This window comes from Streptomyces sp. MI02-7b (genome assembly GCF_033793585.1).
GTDB lineage: Bacteria > Actinomycetota > Actinomycetes > Streptomycetales > Streptomycetaceae > Actinacidiphila.
This window is the reverse complement of record NZ_JARAWX010000017.1, coordinates 77182-95575: the sequence shown is the minus strand read 5'-3', so window position 1 is coordinate 95575 and position 18394 is coordinate 77182. Positions and strand designations below refer to the sequence as shown.

Genomic DNA, 18394 nt, shown 5'->3' with positions numbered 1-18394 from the left:
CTGCCCTGACGGCTCAGTCGACTTCGAGGTACGCCACGATGATGATCGTGGACCGGATGGTCAAAAAGTAAACGAACCGGACGCCGGATTCGTCGTCCCGGTAGTCACGCAGGCCGTCCGGCCTCAGCACGCCGATGTCGGGCCGCGCTTCCAGGGCGCCGCGGGCCCGTTCGATCGCGCTCGCCTGGGCGACCGTGGTCACCTTCTCCAGCTGGCTGTGCGCGAGCGGGCTGTAGAACACTTCGGCCATGCGCGGGCGGCGATGGTCAGGCGACACGCCCTGCCCCGCTGGTGACTCGGGCCCACATCGCGTCGTGTGCCTCGGCGGCCGGCACGCAGTCCTCCAGGGCGGGTACGCCGTGCGCGGCGATGTCTTCCAGGACGCCGGCCAAGGCTTCGGCTTGCTCACGTTCGGCGGCCGCGGACGCGAGCAGCGCTTCCGGCTGGCCCTGGTGCAGGCCTTCGGGCACGGGCTGGGGGGACTGTGCAGTCATCGCAGCGTCTCCTGGGGTGGAGCTGGGGCCTGATCGTGGCTGGCTGTCACGTGGCTGGTGGGCGCGCACGCACGGTGCGTGCCCACCACGGTACGGGAATTCCCAGGCGGGTTGAATCGCGATGACCAGATCCGCTGGTCCGCAGGCCCAGTCTCACCGGTCTTAGCGAACGGGGATCAGGCCGGCCGAGCAGACCATCCGTTCGGTGGTCTGGTCGCGGTGGAGGTCGATGTTCACGCCGTACGGCAGCAGCAGGTAGGAGACGACCAGTGCCACCATCGCGGCGAGCGCTGCGGCTTCCGGCTGATCACGCCGTGGCGACCACCCGCGCCGTGTCGCCCACGCGGCCCAGGTGCGGACGGATCCTTCGGCTGGGAGTGGAGAAGCCGGCCCGGGAGCCATCCTCAGGGCCGGCCTCTTCACTTGCCGGAGTCCCTACACGACTCCGAGCCAGGCCTCTTGCCCGAAGGTCGCCTTCACATCGGAGGCGACAGCGTCGGCGCTGATGGTGGCAGGCAGTCCGTACACGGTGGTCTTGTGCACGCCGCGAACGTGGATCCGCAGCGGGGTGTCGCCGGGGTGGGAGGCGATGATGCGCTTGAGCTTGCCGATGGTCTCGTCGGTGATCTTGTGGGAGCGGAAGAACAGGCGCACGGGCGGGCGTCCGCCGTGCTCGGCTGCTGACACGTCGAGTACCTCCAGCTCACGGCCGAAAATGCTGAGCGCGCCGTCGCGGTCTTCGATCCTGCCCCGGACGGAGATGACGGCGTCCTCGACCAGGGCGTGTTGCACAAGCGTGTAGGACTGCGAGAAGAAGAGGACCTCGATCGAGGCGTCCCGGTCGGCGAGTTCGACCTTGGCCCAGAGGTTGCCTTGTTTGCTCTGCTTTCGGGTGATGCCTGTGATGAGGCCGGCGAGTTGGACGTCTCCGCTGTCGCGGCCGGAGCTGAGCAGGTCGGCGATGGTGGTCTCGCGGCTGCGGCTGAGGATGTGCTCGGCGCCGTCCAAGGGATGAGCCGAGACGTACAGGCCGAGCATCTCCCGTTCGGTGGAAAGGAGCTGCTTGCGGGGCCACTCGCCGGGGTCGATCTGCAGCGGGACCGAGAAGGCGCGCTCGCCGGAGTCGGACGCGAGGTCGGCGAAGAGGTCGTCCTGACCAAGGGCCGCGGCCTTCTTGACCGGGACCATGGCGTCGATGGCGTCCTCATGGACGGAGCACAGGCCCTTGCGGCTGTGGCCGAAGCTGTCGAACGCTCCGCCCTTGATGAGGGACTCGATGGCGCGCTTGTTCAGGGCCGGCAGGTCGACCTTGTCGAGGAAGTCCTCGAAGTCCGCGAACTTCCCCAAGGTCCGGCGGGCGTCGACGATGGCGTCGATGACGTTGGTGCCGACGTTGCGTACCGACTTCAGGCCGAAGCGGACGTGGTCTCCGACGGCGGTGAACTCCGACACGGACTCGTTCACGTCCGGCGGGAGGACGGTGACGCCGAGCTTGCGGGCGTCGGCCAGGTAGACGGCCGCCTTGTCCTTGTCGTCCCCGACGGAGGTGAGCAGCGCGGCTGTGTACTCGGCGGGGAAATTGGCCTTGAGGTAGGCGGTCCAGATGGCGACGAGGCCGTAGCCGGCGGTGTGGGATTTGTTGAAGGCGTAGCCGGAGAAGGGGAGCATGACGTCCCACAACGCCTTGATCGCGGGTTCGCTGTAGCTGTTGCCCTTCATGCCGCCGTGGAATTTCTCCCACTCCGCGGCCAGTACCTCGGGCTTCTTCTTGCCCATGGCGCGGCGCAGCAGGTCGGCGCCGCCGAGGGTGTAGCCGGCGAGTTGCCGGGCGATGGCCATGATCTGCTCCTGGTACACCAGGAGGTGGAAGGTGTTGCCCAGGATCGGGTCGAGGGCTTCCTTCAGTTCCGGGTGGATGGGCTCGATCTCTTGCCGGCCGGTCTTGCGGTGGGCGTAGTTGGTGTGGGCGTTGGCCGCCATGGGGCCGGGGCGGTAGAGGGCGAGGGCGGCTGCGATGTCCTCGAACCGGCTGGGCTCCATGAGCTTGAGCAGGGCGCGCATGCCGCCGCCGTCGAGCTGGAAGACGCCGAAGGTGTCGCCGCGGGCCAGGAGCTGGTAGGTGGTGGCGTCGTCCAGGGGGATGGTCTCGGTGGACAGCTCGATGCCGCGGTTCTCTTGGACGTTCTGGATGGCCTGGTCGATCACGCCGAGGTTCCGCAACCCCAGGAAGTCCATCTTGACCAGGCCCATCTCTTCGCAGGATGGGTAGTCGAAGCCGGTGATCTTGGCGCCGTCGTCGGCCCGCATGTGGAGCGGGATGCGGTCGGTGAGCTTGGTCTTGGACAGGATCACCGCGGCGGCGTGGACGCCGGTGTTGCGGATCAGGCCCTCGACACCCATGGCGGTGTCGATGACCCGCTTCACGTCGGGCTCGGCCTCGTACATCTGCCGGACCTCGCCGGCCTCGCCGTAGCGGGCGTGATCCGGGTTGAAGATGCCGGACAGCGGGATGGACTTGCCCATGATGTCCGGCGGCAGGGCCTTGGTGATCCGCTCGCCGTGCGCGTAGGGGTAGCCCAGGATGCGCGAGCTGTCCTTGACGGCGTTCTTGGCCTTGATGTAGCCGAAGGTCGTCACCATGGCCGTGTAGTCGTCGCCGTACTTGTCGGTGACGTAGCGGATCATCTGGTCGCGCCGGCGATCGTCGAAGTCGAGGTCGACATCCGGCGGGTTGATGCGCTCTGGGTTGAGGAAGCGTTCGAACAGCAGCTGGTGCTCCAGCGGGCACAGCTCGGTGATCCGCGTGGCGTAGGCGACGATCGAGCCGGTCGCCGAGCCTCGTCCGGGGCCGACGGGGATCTTGTTGTCCCTGGCGTAGCGGCAGATGTCGGCGACGACGAGGAAGTAGGAGGAGAAGCCCATCGGGCCGATGACCTTCATCTCGGTCTCGAACCGTTCCAGGACCTCGCCCGGGATGGGGTCGCCGTAGCGCATGGCCAGCCCCTTGAGGGTCTCCTTGCGCAGCCACGATTCCTGCGTTTCCCCTTCGGGGACGTCGGGGAACTGCGGCATCTCGTCGGTGTAGGCGAAGACCTCTTCGTAGGACCCGACGCGCTCGGCGATCAGGAGAGTGTTGTCGCACGCCTCGGGCAGCTCGGCGAACAGGTCGTACATCTCGTCGGCGGTCTTGAGGTAGTAGCCGTCGCCGCTGAATTTCAGGCGGTTGGTGTCGGCCTTGTTCTTGCCGGTGCCGATGCACAGCAGGCTGTCGTGGGCGTCGGCCTGGTCGGCGGTGATGTAGTGGCCGTCGTTCGTCGCGAGCAGCGGGATGCTGAGGTCTTTGGCCAGGCGCAGCAGATCGGACCGGACATCGCTCTCGATGGGGATGCCGTGGTCCATCAGCTCGAGGAAGTAGTTCTCCTTGCCGAGGATGTCCTGGTAGCTACCGGCAGCCTCGCGTGCCTTGTCGTACTGGCCGAGGCGGATGCGGGTCTGGATCTCGCCGGAGGGGCAGCCGGTGGTGCCGATGAGGCCGTCGGCGTGTCCCGCGATCAGCTCCCGGTCCATGCGCGGGGTGCCCTTGGGGAACTGCCCGGTGTAGGACGCCTCGGTCGCGAGGGCGAACAGGTTCCGCAGGCCCTGGGCGTTACGCGCCCACATCGTCATATGGGTGTACTTGCCGCCTCCGGAGACGTCCTTGCCGAACTCTCCGTCCTCGGACTTCGCGCGCTGACCGCCGGGCCCCCAGAACTCCGGCCGACGACTGTGACGGGAGGCAGGCGCGATATACGCCTCGATGCCGATGATCGGTTTGACGGATGTTCCGGTGGCCGACTTGTAGAAGTCGTAGGCCCCGAAGATGTTGCCGTGGTCGGACATGGCGACGGCAGGCATGCCCAATCTCTCGACCTCGTCGAGCATCGGCTTGATCTTCTGCGCACCGTCCAGGAGCGAGTAGGTCGTGTGATTGTGCAGGTGAACGAACTGCCGTGCCGCCAAGGGAGCACCTCCGGGGAGCCGCTTGAGGAAGCGCCTCACAGTAGGGCCCGGCACTGACACTGCAGCTCATTTGGCGGACACAGCAGAGGCAGCCGGGTCGGGAGGCGAGACGCAGGCCGCCGGGCCCCTGAGACCAGCAAGGCTGCGTTCCTCCATGCCGAGGAGCAGGTCGACGCCGTCTTGGATCCTGCCGCGTCACGCCTCCCGGCCGGACCCGGTTAGCCATCAGCGCCGCTTCGCCATCCGGTCCGACGGTGTCACCGCATTGTTCGCGCGGTCAGTGGAGCGGCTGGGGCGTGGTCGCCGACGTCGCCCAGGGCTTCGGAGCCGGAGTCCCCTGCAGCACCTGGTCGGAGTCGGCATCGTGCTCGTCTTCCCCGCGGTCTCGTCGCCGTACGGTCCGTAAGGTCCGTGACCGCCCGGTCCCGCGGCTCCAACGGCACGGGCTCCCTTGGCCCGGTGCGCGCCGGGCTTCACGCTTGCCCTGCCAGGGGCGGTGCGAGGGCGTCGACCAGGACGCGGAGAGTAAGTAGTGCGGCTGCGTTAGTCCCAGGAGAAGCCAAGGCGTGGACCGTGGTGGTGAAGACCTGGCCGAGGGGGCCGTTGGTCACGATGTCGGGCTGGTCCCGCAGCTGAGCTCGCACGGTGTGCTCGCTCCAGCGGGCGTGGGCGAGGCCTTCGGCGAGGTCGCATTCCGCAGGTGTGGGCAGCCAGCTGCCGGCGCGGAAGTCCTGGAGGAGCGTAGAGGCGGCAGCGAGGAGGTCTGCCGTGGTGGTGTCATTCGAGGTCACGGTCTGTGTAACGACGCGGGCCCCATCACGTCAGGGTGATCCGCCGGTGCGGTCAGGCCCGCCATGAGCGGATGCGCTCTGCGGCAGCGAACATGTCAGCCTTGCCGCTGACGATGTCCCGAGCCAGCTCGACCGGTGCATAGGGAGCATTCAGCGGGTGCCCGCTGGCGGTCATGTAGGCAACGGCCGCCATGGCACCGAGCAGTGCGTTACGGGCTGGCAGGGGCCGGAGCTGGATGATCGTGTGCATCAGCGCAGCGGCTCGCCAGGCCGCGTCGTACTCGGCACCGAAGGCAGGGGTGTTCACACGGTGGCGAGCAACGGCGGCGACCAGCGCGGAGTAGTCACGCCCACCGACAGGTCCGTCATGCGGGCCTCCTGGATTTCCAGGAGCCAGCGGACGTCGATATAGAGCTCCATCAGGCCGCGGCGCCTCGACGGCGCGGGACGTCGTCGGGGAACGCCTCGTCGAAAGCGGCGACCTGGGAGTCGTAGAAGCCCACGGCGGTGGTGACGAACGCGGTGCGCTGTCCGTCGCGGATGCTGGCCCACGTTCAGATCCGGCATGGTTCGACGGTACCGGATGGGACCACGTCGGGGTCTTGCGGCCGACGGCCCAGGTGCGGGGGCTATCCGTTCCTACGCCACTGCGCGACCCTCTGACATGAGTACGATCCGGCATCAGGAACACCCTCAGTGACGAGAGCGAGACAACCCATGCCGCAAGACAGCGCCACCCCCCCTGGCCGACGACCCCACCATCCAGCAGGAATACGTCCGGCGCCTTGAAGAGGACCTGACGCGCAACACTGCCGCCCGGTCGGAGGCCCAGGCCACCATCCAGCGCTGGCAGGAGCAGCTGGTCAAGCTGGATCGGGAAGCGGCATGGTTGGAAAATCTGCGGAGCACCCTGACTGGCCAGTCCACCTCGTCGGACAGCGACCAAGCGGCCCCCTCGGACGGGAAGGCGCCGGGTGAGGAGAGCGCCCGGCCCCAGGCGGTGCCCGCCCCCCGGGCCTCGCGCAGCAGCAAGTCCAGTGGACGGGGTGGGCGCGGAAAGTCTGCGGGTGCCGTCGGGCGGAAGGCCGGAGTGTCCAAGGGCCCCACGTTGGGTGTCGTGATTCACGAAAGGCTGATGGACCACCAGCAGCCCCGGACAGCCGCCGAGGTGAGCGCCGACCTGTCGGCAGCGCTCCCAGACCGCACTGTCGGTGGGCCGGTGGTTCGCAGCACTTTGGAGCAGTTGGTCGCCAAGGGCCGGGTCAGCCGGTCCCGGCAGGGGAGGACGGTCTACTACACGGCGGTCGGCAGTGCTGAGCCGGTCGAGGACTCCTCTGCTAAGACCGCCGAGTAGGCGTTGATCAAACTCATGCCCCCGAAGGTACGTGCAGAGAACCAGCCTTTTGGCATGTGCTCTTGGGACGCGGGAGGATCACCGGTCATGAGGATTCTTGTTCTGGGCGGCACGTGGTTTCTGGGTAAGGCTGTCGTCGACGATGCACTGCAGCGTGGATGGCAGGTCGCCACGTTCAACCGCGGCCGGTCTGGCCCCGCAATGTCCGGCGTCGAGGCAGTCCACGGTGACCGCAAAGTTCCTGATGACATGAAGTCTCTGGCAGGTCACGGTCCCTGGGATGCGGTGATCGACACGTCCGCCTCTGCTCTCGCTCCTCGGGAGGTCCTGGTCGGCGCCAGACTGTTCGGTGCCGCGGCCCGACGCTATGTCTACATCTCCACCGTGTCCGCGTACGCCGGCTGGCCGGACGAGCCTCTCAGCGAGGCTTCGGAGCTCCTGGATGGTCCTGCCGATGCTGGCCCCGACTACGGACGGATGCCGGACGGCTGGCACGGGCCGAATCTTCACTATGGCCGGCAGAAGGCGGGGACCGAACGCGCTGTCATCGCCGCTATGGGGGAGGACCGCACAGTGATCCTGCGCCCCGGGGTCATCCTCGGTCCGGGGGAGTACGTGGGCCGTCTGCCCTGGTGGCTGAACCGTGCGGCCCGCGGCGGCCGGATCCTTGCGCCGGGCACTCCCGAGACGACCATTCAGCCCGTGGACGTGCGGGATGTGGCGCGGTTCGCATTGGATCAGGCTGCCGGCGGCGCGGGAGGGGCGTTCAACCTCGCCGCTCCCGTGGGCCGGGATTCCATGGGGGGCCTCCTGGATGCCTGCCTGAAGATCACTGGATCGTCGGGGCGTCTCGTGTGGGCGTCCGCTGGGGTACTTCACGCGCAAGGCGTCCGGGAGTGGACCGAGATGCCGCTGTGGCGCAGTAACCGGGGCGTGTGGCAGGTCGACAGCCGCAAGGCCGTGGCGTCAGGGTTTCAGAGTCGCCCACTGGAGCAGACGGTGCGCGACACATGGCGCTGGTTGCAGGGGGGCGGGCAACCAGTTGAGCACCCGCGATGGGCCGAGCACGGCTTGGACCCGGAGAAGGAGGCCAAGGTCCTGGCCGCGCTCGGCTGACGGGTCAGGCCTCCAGTGCTGCGACCGGTCCAGGACTGAGGCGCGGCAACGCCTCGCGTGTAAAGTTCTCGATGCGTTCGCCCAAGGCAACTGCCGATGGCGCCGATCGGAACGTGCCGTGGGCCAGGACCTGGCGCACTGCGGCCGTCCTTTCCAGGAGGCCGCTGACCCTGTGCGGCGGTGCTACCGACCACACCGGCTCCAGCGCCTCCACCGCGGCGTCCACATCGCTGCGCAGCAGGCGCGCACGGGCGAGGTCGACACAGGCCTTTCCCATGATCGCGTCCGAGCGCTGCTCGGTGGGACGTGCTGACACCAGTTGCAGCGCGTGCGCGGCGAATTCCTCGGCCTGCTGGCCATCGCCGACCAGCAGCGAGGTCGACGCGCACGACATCACCAGCCGCTCCTTGGAGAATCCGAACTCGCCCGCGACGTCATCGTGGAGGTCGTCCCGTGCTCCGTGAGCGGCGTCCTGGGAGGCCTGAATCGCAGCGCGTGCCCTGCCGTGGTCACCGAGGTGACCGAAGGCGCGTGCTTGGATCGCCAGGAGCCGGCGCCGGGCCACGTCCCCGAGGCCGCTGAAGGCGAGCGCCGTCCCGACCAGTCGCACCGCGTCGCCCGGCCGGCCGGTGCGGTAGGCGATGTAGGCCAGCCCCCCGCCCGCGAACGCTTGCAGCGGTTCGCAGCGGGCCGTCTCTCCGTATAGAGCTGCGGTACGGAACAGCCGTGCCGCACCGGACAGCTGGCCCAGGTCGAACGCTGCACTGGCCAGGAGCGCTGACGCTTGGCCTGCCAGGATCAGCAGCTCCTGTTGCTGTATCGGGACCTGTGTCCGATCGCGGAGGTCTTCGGCCTGGTGCAGGAGAGCCTGCGCCTGGCTGAAGGTCTGGAAGGGGCCCGTTGCGGCGTACCTGCGGGCGAGGATGGCGACGTCGTCGCGGAGCTGGTCGAGGGTGGTGTCGGAAACGGACGCGGCCGCGGCCTCGGAGGCCCGGTTCTGTGCGTCACGTGCGGCCATGTTGATCTCGGCTTCCATGTCGATCTCGGGGGCGGACGGAGGAGAAAGGTCCTCGGCCGAAGCCGGTTCGAACAGCCGGGCCACTGGGCGCTGGAACAGGAGCTCCAGCACTTGACGGGCAGGACCGCTGGGCAGGCCCTTCAGATCGCCCGCCGTCCACCGCCTGAACTGCGGCTCGGAGACACTCAAGTTCCTCGTCGGCGCTCCATGCTCGCGATGCAATGTGGCCGCAGCGCGCTCGTACTCCGCCAGGAAGACGCTGTACGTCCAGCCGCGCCGTAGCACCAGTGCCTTCAGCAGCGTGACCCTCTCCAGGTCATCAGCCATTGCCCGGCTCCTCTCACGACAGCCGAACGGTGGCCGCCGAGTGGTCCCTTCAGGTCCTCCACCAGGAGGAGAACCTTCCGCAGCACCGCTAGGCAACGCCGTCCAGCCACACGACATCTCGACGCTACCCCGAAGCACAAACGGCGATATGACGATGTGGCAGATGAGTCCCCCGCGCCGTGGCGCGGACGCCGGTCTGTGCCACAACCTGATCACCCGTCACCGAGTGCCGCCGTGATGTCGGCGCCCTGCGGTGACGACTGAGCAGGCTCCGTCCCCGGACCCCCGTCGGGGACGGAGCCCATACATCAGCACCAAGACGTACGGGTGGAACTGGGAGGAACGATGCCGCCGACTGAGCAGGCTCTACATCGAGGCTTGGGAACCGACCTCATGCGCTGCTACTGGCGCGCGGAGGAACTCCCTATCGAGGCGCCCCGTACGGCCGCAGCACGGGCCCATGTCTCCCGCGTACGTGCTGAGAACACAGAGATCCTGCGGGCCATCATCAAGGAGCACGGGTGGCCCGGGGTCAGCCTGGTCGGCAGAAAAGCGGCCACGGCCGCCTGGCTGGTGGCTCACCACAGCGAGGACGCCGCCTTCCAGGAGTTGTCACTTCGCCTGCTGAGGGCGGCGGTCGCCGAAGGCGACGCCGAGGCAGAGCATTTGGCGCAGCTCACCGATCGCTGCTGTGCTCGCCGGCGCATTCCGCAGATCTACGGCACCCAGTACGCCAGGGACGCAGCAGGTCTCACGCTTCTCCCGGTCCTCGACCCGCAACAGCTCGACGACCGAAGGGCCGCGCTCGGCCTGGAGCCCCACGCCGAGTACGACGAACGCATGCTCGGCGCAGTCGTGCTCCTGTCCACACCGGGGTCGTTCGGAACCTGACGAACCAGCCTCTGCCCAGGCGACATGGCGCCTACCCGCCACCGGACGGCGCCTCCCACCTGCCACTCAACAGGGCGTGGCGCAGTTCGCGCCACGACGTCCGGCTGATGGCTCCAACCGACCTGACAGTCAGCCACATGGAAGGAGACCCTTCGCGATGCAGCTCCCGAATGTCCCTTTGCAGGTCATAGGCGATGCAGTCCCGACCGCCCCTCAGGACGCGGCCGTCGGCTCAGCCGCGGACCGGCTGCACGGCGAAGGGTTCCAGCGCACAGTCATGCCCAAAGTTGCTCTGTATGGCAGGCCCGGGGCGGGAAAGAGCACGCTCGCCGGACTGCTCGCGCAGGAACTGTCCCTTGCCGGGGCGGACGTGTTGGCGCTGAAGATGGGGGCGCCGCTGTACGAACTCCAGGCCGTCGTGCACGCCGTGGCCGGTTGCCCGCTGCTGAACGGCACCGATCAGGACGGCCAACTGCTGAACGCCCTCGGCACCCACCTGCGGCGTATCAACCCCAGCGCGCTGACCGAGGCGTTCACCCTGCGCGTGCGGCAGGCCGAAGACACGCGGCCGGACGCTGTGCTGGTCTGCGACGACCTGCGGGCCCCGGATGTTCAGGCGGTCACCGACCTCGGGTTCGTCCTGGTGGAGGTCACCGCCCCGGATGCGGTCCGGCTGAAGCGCAAGCGGATGCGGGCCGACCTGTCGTCAGGCGACGAGCACCACCCCACCGAGGCGCCAGTGACAGCAGCGGCGTGGCGTCGGGTGGACAACGCCGGCAGCTTCGACGGCCTCCGCGAGCGGGCGGCCGAGCTGGCCAGGGAGGTCCTGCGGTGATCCTTACCGGATCCGAGATCGTACGGCAGCGCGACCGTGGCGCCCTGACCATCGAGCCGTTCACCGCCGGTCAGCTGAACCCGGTCTCCTACAACTACCAACTCGGCCCCATCCTGCGGACGCACCGCGCCAAGGTGATCGACACACACGCCGTCAACGAACTCCAGGAATGCGTGATCCCGGACGACGGAATGGTCCTTGAGCCTGGCCGGGTGTACCTGGGGACCACCGTCGAGGAGATCGGCAGCTCGGTGTTCGTGCCGTCGCTGATCGGCCGGTCCTCCCTCGGGAGGCTGGGGATGTTCCTCCAGTACAGCGCAGACCTGGGCAACGTCGGCTCGTGCCACCGCTGGACGCTCGAGATCAAGGTCGTCCAGCCCACCCGCGTGTACGCGGGCATGACCGCCGGCCAGGTGACCTTCTGGTCCACCGTCGGTACCGCACGCACTTATGCCGGGCACTTCGGGCGGCTCAACGAGGCCACGCTCCCGCCGCCCGGGCTGCTGGCCGCCGCCCGGTGACCACCCGGCTCTTTCCGCCCCGAACGAGGAGAGCGCTGTGATCCTGACCGGACCCGAGATCGCCCGCGAACACGAGCGGGGCCGCCTCGTCCTGGACCCGTTCGACCCCGCGCAGGTCCAGCCGAACTCCTACAACCTCGCGCTCGGCCCCACCCTGGCCTACTACACCGGCGAAGTGCTGGACACCCGCCGCGAGAACCCGTCCATTGCGGTCCCGATCCCCGACGAAGGGCTCGTGCTGCAGCCGGACCGTATCTACCTCGGCTCCAGCCTCGAGGTACTGGGCAGCAACCACCTGGTGCCGGTCATCCGCTCCCGTTCGGGGGCCGCGCGGCTGGGCCTGTTCGTTCACGTCACCGCGGACCTCATCGACATCGGCTCGATCGGGCAGTCGACGTTCCAGCTGCACGCGGTCCAGCCGGTGCGGGTGCACGCCGGCGACCGGCTGGCGCAGGTGACCTTCTGGCGCCCCCAGGGCGAGATCACCCTGTACAACGGCAAGTACCAGGGCTCGCGCGGGCCGCAGCCGTCCCAGATCCACCGCGACACAGCCGAGGCGGCACGCCGATGACGGCCCGCCGCGTGGACGCCTCGGCCCTCGGCTGTCCCGACCCCACGGCCCGCGCCCTGGTCGCGGCAGCGTTCGCCGCGATCAGCAGCCACTACGTGCTGGCACGCCACCAGATCGCGGCCGCGGTCCTGGACGCCGACGGCGGTATCCACCTCGGCCTGCACCTGGACGCCATGGTCGGCCGGGCCTCGGTGTGCGCCGAGGCCGGCGCCCTGTCGGCGGCCCGGCTCGCCACAAGCTCCGACCTGGTCGCGGTGGCCGCCGTCCGCTACCCCAAACCCACCGAACCAGGAGTGGCCCGGCTCGTCCCGCCGTGCGGGCTGTGCCGCGAACTCCTCCTCGACCACGCCCCCGGCCTGCGCGCTGTCGTCCACGACGGCACCCAGGCGGCACTGACACCCCTGGCCGGCCTGCTGCCCCACAAGTACGTGGGCACCAAGTGGCCCGCCGCCCCCGCTCACCCCGACAAGGAGACACCGCAATGACGAGCGACTTCCGCACCCCGGCCCTGGACGCCCTGGCCGCGAAGATCATCCCCGGGCAGCACTTCGAGTTCTCCGCCGCCACCGCCCGCGACCGGTTCTTCAACGACACCCGCATGCTGGACGTCAAGCAGTGGGTCCACAACGCCTTCCGCACCAACCCGACGTCGATGCTCGGCCACATGCTCGACAACCTCGCCCTCACCGGCACCGAGGACCTGCTCGACCTCGGATGCGGCAACGGCTTCATCCTGGGAGATCTGCGCCCCCACCTCGCCGACGGCTCCATCACCGGACTCGACATCGCCCCGGCCGTCCTGGAAGCCGCCCAGCAGCGCCTGCACGGCACCGCCACCCCCTGCACCTGGATCGAGGGCAGCGCGGACGACCTGTCCATGCTCGGGGACGACACCTTCGACCGCGTCATGGCCAACTACATGATCCACTACGTGCCGGACCTCGACCGCTGCTTCACCGAGGTCCGCCGCGTGATGCGCCCCGGCGGCATCTTCCAGCTCACCACCGACCGCACTGACAGCATGCTGGAGATGTACGACGTCCACTTCACCGCGCTGAAAGCGATGAGCGCACCGCAGGACCTGTTCAAGGCCAGCCCGAAGGGACGGCTGTCGCTGACCAACGGCGGCGACCTGCTCGGCAGGCACTTCGAGCGGGTGGACACCGTGACCTGGCAGGACCAGCTTCGCTTCACCGACCCCGAGCCCTTCATGCGCTTCTACGAGGTCGGCCACAACCACTGCTGCGCCTCCTCGGAGGAGGACGAACGCCTCACCGGCGACTTCTTCGCGGAACTGCGCGACCGGGTACGAGCCCAGGTCACCGAGGCGATCGACACCCGCGGGTACTTCGCGGTCACGAAGTACACCGGCTCCTTCCTGTGCCGGTGACCACAGGGCCGGTCCGGATCAGCGATTGCCGTCCGGCAGGGGGCGGGAGCGTTGGTAGCGTCGGAGGACGCCGTGCCGGCCGGCGCGGCGTGCCGTTCGACCGAGAGAGACCTCATGCCCCCGACGATCCGCAGGGCTGTGATCCCCGCCGCCGGCCTCGGCTCCCGCCTTCTGCCGCTGACGAAGGCGATCCCCAAGGAAATGCTGCCGGTCGGCGACAAGCCGGTGATCGAGCACACCGTGCGCGAACTGGTGGCGTCCGGCATCACGGACATCACCATCGTCGTCTCCGGCGGCAAATCCTTGATCCAGGACCACTTCCGGCCCAACCCGGCCCTGGTCGAGCAACTGCGCGCCGACGGCAAGGCCGCGTACGCGGACGCCGTGGAGGAGGTCGCCGAACTGGCCCGCCGTGGGCACATCACCTACCTCGACCAGCACGGCCCGTACGGCAACGGCACCCCGGTGCTGAATGCGGCCCGCAACTTCGGCGACGAACCGATGCTCGTCCTGTGGCCGGACGACGTCTTCGTCGCCGAGGTGCCCCGCGCCCAGCAGCTGATCCATGCGTACGAGGCGACGAACTGCCCGGTCCTGGCCCTGCTGCCGATGGACCCCGGCGACTCCCAGCGCTACGGCGTGCCCGTGGTCAAGGAGGACCTCGACGGCGGCCTGCTGCGCATCACCGGCCTGGTCGAGAAGCCCAAACCCGCTGACGCCCCCTCGGCGTTCGCGGCCATCGGCGGCTACGTCATCACCCCCGGCATCATCGACGAACTGCGCGAGCAGACCAAGCGCTGGTACGAGCACCAAACCGGCGAGATCTACCTCACCGACGCCATCAACGCCTACGCCAGCAGCCGCGCCGTGTACGGGCAGGTCATCTCCGGCCGCTGGTACGACACCGGCAACCCTGCGGACTACCTGGTCGCGCAGATGGCCTCCGCCCTGGCCCACCCCGAGTACGGGCCGCTGCTGCGCCAGCTCTCCCGCGAACTCGACGACAACAACCGCTCCGGTCCCGGAGCGGAGACCACCACGACCTGATCCGCCGCTCCCCTTGGGCCGCCCGGCCACCGCGAGCGGCCCAAGGGAGCCACACATGGCACCGAACCGCGCCTACGAACCCGTCATCGACCAGCACGACACCTGGCTGGCGGTCAACCCCGTCCAGGGCTGCCCCAAGGGCTGCACCTACTGCTACCTGAAGGACCTGGGCCTGACCCGCACCAAGCCCACCGAGCTCGCCACCCCACAGGACACGCTCACCCAGCTCCTCGCCCACCGCTACTACCACCCCGAGCTGGTCCTCGCCCTCTACACCTGCACCGACGCCCTGGCCACGCCCGCCACCCGCGCGCACCTGATGGCCCTGCTCGACGTCCTGGGCGCCTCCGCCGTCCGCAACCCGGTGTGCCTGATCACCAAGTGCGCGATCCCCGACGACGTCGTCGCCTGTATCACCCGCAACCGGGACGCCGGGCTGCCCATCCTGGTCTACCTCAGCTACTCAGGCCTCGGCCCGACATCGAGCAGGGCATCGATCACGCCGCGCTGCGCGCCAACTTCCCCCGCCTGCACGCCGCCGCCATCCCGGTGATCCACTACTGGCGGCCCGCCCTGCCACAGAACAGCACCCCGGACGTCATCGAGCACGTCATGGACTGGGCCGCCCGGTACGCCGCGTGCACCGTCGCGGTGGGCACCAAGGTCAAACCCACCGCCCTCGACCAGATCACCAGCCTGTGGCCGGAGCTGGCCGACCCGCACCTGGACCCGCGGGCCGCCGACTCCGTCTGGCCCCGGACCACCTGGGACTGGCTCCACCAGCTGCCCGACCGCTACGCAGACCACCCCCTCTTCCAGACCAACAGCTGTGCCCTCGCCTACGTCCTCGGCCGTGCCGACCGCGCCGGCGTCTTCGACACCCCGACCTGCCTGGCCGCCAACCGCTGCCCCGCCCCCCAGCGCGACCGCTGCCGGCACACCGTCCCCAGGCGTCAGCCGGTCACCGGGACGGACGTCGACCGGCACCTCGCGAAGATCGGGCACCCCGGCCTGCCGTACACCCTCAACTCCGCCACGCGCACCGTGGTCCTCGGCCAGCCGGTCCCGCTGCGCGACCGTCACAACCTCGCCCAGGTCCTCGCCGTCACCGTCCGCTCCCCCCAGGACCCCGGCGAGCGCTACTGGCCCGGCCGCCTGTCGGGCGGACAGCCGCTGATCATCGACGCCCGCCCGTAGCAGCCCACTCCTTCGTCGACTTCAGGGGACCTTCATGTCTTCCCTCACCATGGACACCGCCGTCTTGTTCTGGCCCCGCGGCGGCAGCGCCCAGGTCATCCGCTATCTCCTGCGCGAGCTGAACAGCCGGGGCCTCACCACCCGCCTGCACGCCGGATCCCTCGGCGAACCCGGCGATCCCTCCCACGCGCCGAGCTTCTACCGGAGTCTGGACCTGCGCCCCTACGACCACAACGACGCGTTCGACGCCTTCACCCGGGGCGAGGACCCCCAGCGTTCCGACTGGCCCTTCCACCCCTCCTACGAGGACCGGGGGACCTGCCCCGACCCGCTGTTCAGCGCCGTACCACCCGCAAGCGCCGGCCACCTCACGCGCGCCTGGACCCGGCACCTGGCCGCCCACCGCAGCACCAACACCGGGCTGCTGCACCTGCACCACCTCAGCCACCTCCAGACGGCGGCCCACGCCGCGTACCCCGGCGTACCGCGCGTCACCACCCTGCACGGCACCGAACTCAAGCTCATCGACGCCATGGAGCAGCGCATCCGCATCGCCGAGCGCACCGGCACCTCCCTCGGCGAACTCGGCCGCCTCCTCCACAGCGACAACCCGCACCGCACCACCGAGGCCCTGCGCCTGGCCAAGACCACCGGCCTCGATGACGACGACACCGACCTGCTCACCACCACCGCCTGGCAGAAGTGGACCCACAGCGTCTACTGGCTTACCCGCCTACGCCAGGCCGCCGGCCACGCCGGGCACCTGGTCGTCGTCTCCGACCACGACCAAAACCTCGCCACCCGCCTGCTCCGCCTGCACGACGCGCCGCCCGTCATCCCCAACGGCGTCGACACCCACACCTTCCAGCCCCAGCACCTCGATCAGGCCCAGCGCCTTGCGTACCTGCGCCACTGGCTCGTCGACGACCCCCGCGGCTGGGCCCCCGGCAGCGCTCCAGGCAGCATCCGCTACACCGAGACCGACCTGCGCCGTCTCCACGACCAGCACGGCCGGCTCCGCCCGCTGCTGCTGTGGGTCGGCCGCTTCCTGGACTTCAAACGCGTCCCCATCCTGCTGCGGGCCTTCGCAGCCGCCCGTACCCGCCTCGACCCCGCCCCCGTCCTGCTGATGTGGGGCGGCTACCCGGGCGAGTGCGAAGGCGACCACCCCGCCGACATCGCCGCCGAACTCGGCATCAACGAAGACGTGTTCTTCGTCGGCTGGCGCGGCCACGACGAACTGCCCACCGGACTGAACTGCGCCGACCTCATGGTCGCCCCGGCCGTGGACGAGCCCTTCGGCATGGTCTACCTCGAAGCGATGGCCTGCGGCACCCCACCCATCGCCACCGCCACCGGTGGCCCCGCCCGCACCATCACGGCAACCGGCCCGGCCGCCACCGGCTGGCTCGTCGCCCCCGACGACACCGGCCACCTCGCCGACACCCTGACCGCCGCCATCCTCGACAACGCCGAGCGGCAGCTCCGTGGCACACGCGGTCATGCCCACATCGACAACACCTACAGCTGGACCCGTACCGCCGACCGCTACCTCGCCATCTACGACCGCATCAGGCCAGCACTGATCTGATCCCGCCGCAGTCCCCGACCGAAGGAGTCCCATGCCCGCCCGCATCGACGGCCTGCTGTTCGACATGAACGGCCTCTTCCGGCACTGGCACGACGCCGGCGCCCGGACAAGCGAAGGCCTCGCCGACCTGCCCGAGGGCACCATCGCCCGCTACGCCTACGGCCACCCCACCTACCGCCTGGCCCGGGTCGGCGTCCTCACCGACCAGCAGTGGGCCGACGACGTCACCGACCGCCTCGCCGCGGACTTCGGACCGCACGTACGCGATGCCCTCGGCCCCTGGCGCACCGATCGTGGAGAATCGCAGCCCCAGATGGTCAGCCTGCTCGCCGAGATACGCCAGCACCTGCCCGTGGGCGTCCTGTCCAACTGCACCGACGCCCTCCGCGCAGACCTCCAACACCACGGCATCACCTTCGACCACGTCTTCCCCTCTGCGGAACTCGGCGTCGACAAACCCTCACCGCACGCCTTCCGCAGCGCCGCCGACCGCATGGGCATCCCCACCCACGCCCTGGCCTACTTCGACGACGAACCCACCTTCGTCCACGCTGCACGAACCGTCGGCATGCACGCCCACCTGTTCACCACGGCAGCCGACTGCGCCGCACGACTAAGGGACCTCGGCCTGACCCTGACCCGCCGGTTCGAGACGGACACACCCGGCCGGATCGGTGAGCACTCCGGCTAGGGAACAGGCAACACAGCCGGCCCGGCAGCCATCGAGCCGAGCCCGCCGAAGCATGAGCCTTTCAGCCGAGCAGCACTACCGGCGAAACCCGCATGTCGACTTCCTGTGCCGCTGGCGCCGGTAGCGGCACAGATCCGGTGTCACCCGTCCCGCCTAATCCCTTGTTACCAGCAGGGCCGGAACGCCTTTCGCCACCCGGGCGCGCGAGTGACGCCTTCCCGTAGACGGGAGCACGGTCTCTGCTGCTCAAGGGGGTGGCGGTTGCATGATCAGTAGTTCAGCCGTGGCTGGCGCTGTGCAACCGCCTCCCATGACGAGTCTCGGTTGTTGATGCCCGTCGGCGCTGAGCGGACGCCTACGTCCCGCCTGGTCTCCAGACCTACGTTCAGACCGGCGCCGCTCAGGGCTGTCGAGCGTCAACAACCATGCCACTGGCTACTCGTTGGTGTTGGTGGTGCGAGCCCGCCGCACGGTGACCTCTTGCTATGCCCGAGCCGTTTGAGTTCCCGCGCAGACCGAGGCCCGTGGGGTGCGCTGGTGCCACGAACGGCTAGTGAGGTG

General features: G+C 69.1%; 18 protein-coding genes and 1 pseudogene. 13 read left to right on the top strand and 6 right to left on the bottom strand.

Annotated features, from left to right (window positions below; translation table 11 throughout):
* Positions 1-13 precede the first annotated feature (13 nt).
* From PV364_RS26335 to PV364_RS26315, 5 genes and pseudogenes are all read right to left on the bottom strand, one after another.
* Positions 14-250, bottom strand: a complete 237-nt coding sequence (locus PV364_RS26335) for a hypothetical protein (protein WP_319662797.1) — start codon at positions 248-250, stop codon at positions 14-16.
* Positions 251-266: 16 nt separating this feature from the next.
* Positions 267-494, bottom strand: coding sequence for a hypothetical protein (locus tag PV364_RS26330; RefSeq protein ID WP_319662796.1), 228 nt, complete (start codon positions 492-494; stop codon positions 267-269).
* A 435-nt stretch (positions 495-929) separates the two neighbouring features.
* Complete coding sequence (gene dnaE / locus PV364_RS26325) at positions 930-4493, bottom strand: DNA polymerase III subunit alpha (protein ID WP_319662795.1); 3564 nt, start codon at positions 4491-4493, stop codon at positions 930-932.
* 473 nt (positions 4494-4966) lie between these two features.
* Positions 4967-5284: a hypothetical protein gene (locus PV364_RS26320; RefSeq protein ID WP_319662794.1), complete on the bottom strand. Its 318-nt coding sequence runs from the start codon at positions 5282-5284 to the stop codon at positions 4967-4969.
* A gap of 52 nt (positions 5285-5336) precedes the next feature.
* Positions 5337-5704, bottom strand: a pseudogene (locus PV364_RS26315) (toxin Doc).
* Between the two features lie 697 nt (positions 5705-6401).
* On the opposite strand from PV364_RS26315, the gene PV364_RS26310 reads away from it, so the two are divergent.
* Together PV364_RS26310 and PV364_RS26305 are read left to right on the top strand one after the other, a co-directional pair.
* Entirely contained in the window at positions 6402-6638 is a 237-nt protein-coding gene (locus PV364_RS26310; RefSeq protein WP_319662793.1) for a BlaI/MecI/CopY family transcriptional regulator, read from the top strand.
* A gap of 87 nt (positions 6639-6725) precedes the next feature.
* Complete coding sequence (locus tag PV364_RS26305) at positions 6726-7754, top strand: NAD-dependent epimerase/dehydratase family protein (protein ID WP_319662792.1); 1029 nt, start codon at positions 6726-6728, stop codon at positions 7752-7754.
* Between the two features lie 4 nt (positions 7755-7758).
* Here PV364_RS26305 and PV364_RS26300 read toward each other — a convergent pair whose 3' ends face one another.
* Positions 7759-9099, bottom strand: coding sequence for a DNA-binding protein (locus tag PV364_RS26300; protein WP_319662791.1), 1341 nt, complete (start codon positions 9097-9099; stop codon positions 7759-7761).
* Between the two features lie 378 nt (positions 9100-9477).
* Between PV364_RS26300 and PV364_RS26295 the strand changes: the two genes are divergently transcribed.
* The 11 genes from PV364_RS26295 to PV364_RS26245 all read left to right on the top strand — a co-directional run bounded on the left by PV364_RS26295 (position 9478) and on the right by PV364_RS26245 (position 17833).
* On the top strand, positions 9478-9990 hold the full coding sequence (locus PV364_RS26295; protein ID WP_319662790.1) for a DUF6624 domain-containing protein: 513 nt from the start codon (positions 9478-9480) through the stop codon (positions 9988-9990).
* A gap of 277 nt (positions 9991-10267) precedes the next feature.
* Complete coding sequence (locus PV364_RS26290) at positions 10268-10825, top strand: ATP-binding protein (protein WP_319662789.1); 558 nt, start codon at positions 10268-10270, stop codon at positions 10823-10825.
* The gene (locus PV364_RS26285; RefSeq protein WP_319662788.1) at positions 10822-11346 is read left to right on the top strand and encodes a dCTP deaminase domain-containing protein; all 525 of its coding nucleotides are present in this window, start codon (positions 10822-10824) and stop codon (positions 11344-11346) included. The genes PV364_RS26290 and PV364_RS26285 overlap by 4 nt, the downstream gene beginning before the upstream one ends.
* 37 nt (positions 11347-11383) lie before the next feature.
* Complete coding sequence (locus PV364_RS26280) at positions 11384-11917, top strand: dCTP deaminase domain-containing protein (RefSeq protein ID WP_319662787.1); 534 nt, start codon at positions 11384-11386, stop codon at positions 11915-11917.
* Complete coding sequence (locus PV364_RS26275; protein ID WP_319662786.1) at positions 11914-12402, top strand: hypothetical protein; 489 nt, start codon at positions 11914-11916, stop codon at positions 12400-12402. Before PV364_RS26280 ends, PV364_RS26275 begins: the two co-directional genes overlap by 4 nt.
* Positions 12399-13307, top strand: coding sequence for a class I SAM-dependent methyltransferase (locus tag PV364_RS26270; RefSeq protein ID WP_319662785.1), 909 nt, complete (start codon positions 12399-12401; stop codon positions 13305-13307). The genes PV364_RS26275 and PV364_RS26270 overlap by 4 nt, the downstream gene beginning before the upstream one ends.
* A gap of 114 nt (positions 13308-13421) precedes the next feature.
* Positions 13422-14354 carry a UTP--glucose-1-phosphate uridylyltransferase gene (locus tag PV364_RS26265; protein WP_319662784.1) on the top strand — a complete coding sequence of 311 codons (933 nt, stop codon included), beginning with the start codon at positions 13422-13424 and terminating at the stop codon, positions 14352-14354.
* Positions 14355-14409: 55 nt separating this feature from the next.
* Complete coding sequence (locus tag PV364_RS26260; protein WP_319662783.1) at positions 14410-14907, top strand: hypothetical protein; 498 nt, start codon at positions 14410-14412, stop codon at positions 14905-14907.
* Positions 14904-15551, top strand: a complete 648-nt coding sequence (locus PV364_RS26255) for a hypothetical protein (RefSeq protein WP_319662782.1) — start codon at positions 14904-14906, stop codon at positions 15549-15551. The genes PV364_RS26260 and PV364_RS26255 overlap by 4 nt, the downstream gene beginning before the upstream one ends.
* 34 nt (positions 15552-15585) lie before the next feature.
* The gene (locus tag PV364_RS26250; RefSeq protein WP_319662781.1) at positions 15586-17142 is read left to right on the top strand and encodes a glycosyltransferase; all 1557 of its coding nucleotides are present in this window, start codon (positions 15586-15588) and stop codon (positions 17140-17142) included.
* 31 nt (positions 17143-17173) lie between these two features.
* Positions 17174-17833 carry an HAD-IA family hydrolase gene (locus PV364_RS26245; protein WP_319662780.1) on the top strand — a complete coding sequence of 220 codons (660 nt, stop codon included), beginning with the start codon at positions 17174-17176 and terminating at the stop codon, positions 17831-17833.
* Positions 17834-18394: the final 561 nt, after the last annotated feature.

Excerpts from the sequence above, each read along its gene's own strand:
- PV364_RS26335 (WP_319662797.1), bottom strand. The coding sequence starts at position 250 with ATGGCCGAAGTGTTCTACAGCCCGCTCGCGCACAGCCAGCTGGAGAAG.
- PV364_RS26330 (WP_319662796.1), bottom strand. The coding sequence starts at position 494 with ATGACTGCACAGTCCCCCCAGCCCGTGCCCGAAGGCCTGCACCAGGGC.
- PV364_RS26305 (WP_319662792.1), top strand. The coding sequence starts at position 6,726 with ATGAGGATTCTTGTTCTGGGCGGCACGTGGTTTCTGGGTAAGGCTGTC.
- PV364_RS26300 (WP_319662791.1), bottom strand. The coding sequence starts at position 9,099 with ATGGCTGATGACCTGGAGAGGGTCACGCTGCTGAAGGCACTGGTGCTA.
- PV364_RS26290 (WP_319662789.1), top strand. The coding sequence starts at position 10,268 with ATGCCCAAAGTTGCTCTGTATGGCAGGCCCGGGGCGGGAAAGAGCACG.
- PV364_RS26275 (WP_319662786.1), top strand. The coding sequence starts at position 11,914 with ATGACGGCCCGCCGCGTGGACGCCTCGGCCCTCGGCTGTCCCGACCCC.
- PV364_RS26270 (WP_319662785.1), top strand. The coding sequence starts at position 12,399 with ATGACGAGCGACTTCCGCACCCCGGCCCTGGACGCCCTGGCCGCGAAG.
- PV364_RS26265 (WP_319662784.1), top strand. The coding sequence starts at position 13,422 with ATGCCCCCGACGATCCGCAGGGCTGTGATCCCCGCCGCCGGCCTCGGC.
- PV364_RS26260 (WP_319662783.1), top strand. The coding sequence starts at position 14,410 with ATGGCACCGAACCGCGCCTACGAACCCGTCATCGACCAGCACGACACC.
- PV364_RS26250 (WP_319662781.1), top strand. The coding sequence starts at position 15,586 with ATGTCTTCCCTCACCATGGACACCGCCGTCTTGTTCTGGCCCCGCGGC.
- PV364_RS26245 (WP_319662780.1), top strand. The coding sequence starts at position 17,174 with ATGCCCGCCCGCATCGACGGCCTGCTGTTCGACATGAACGGCCTCTTC.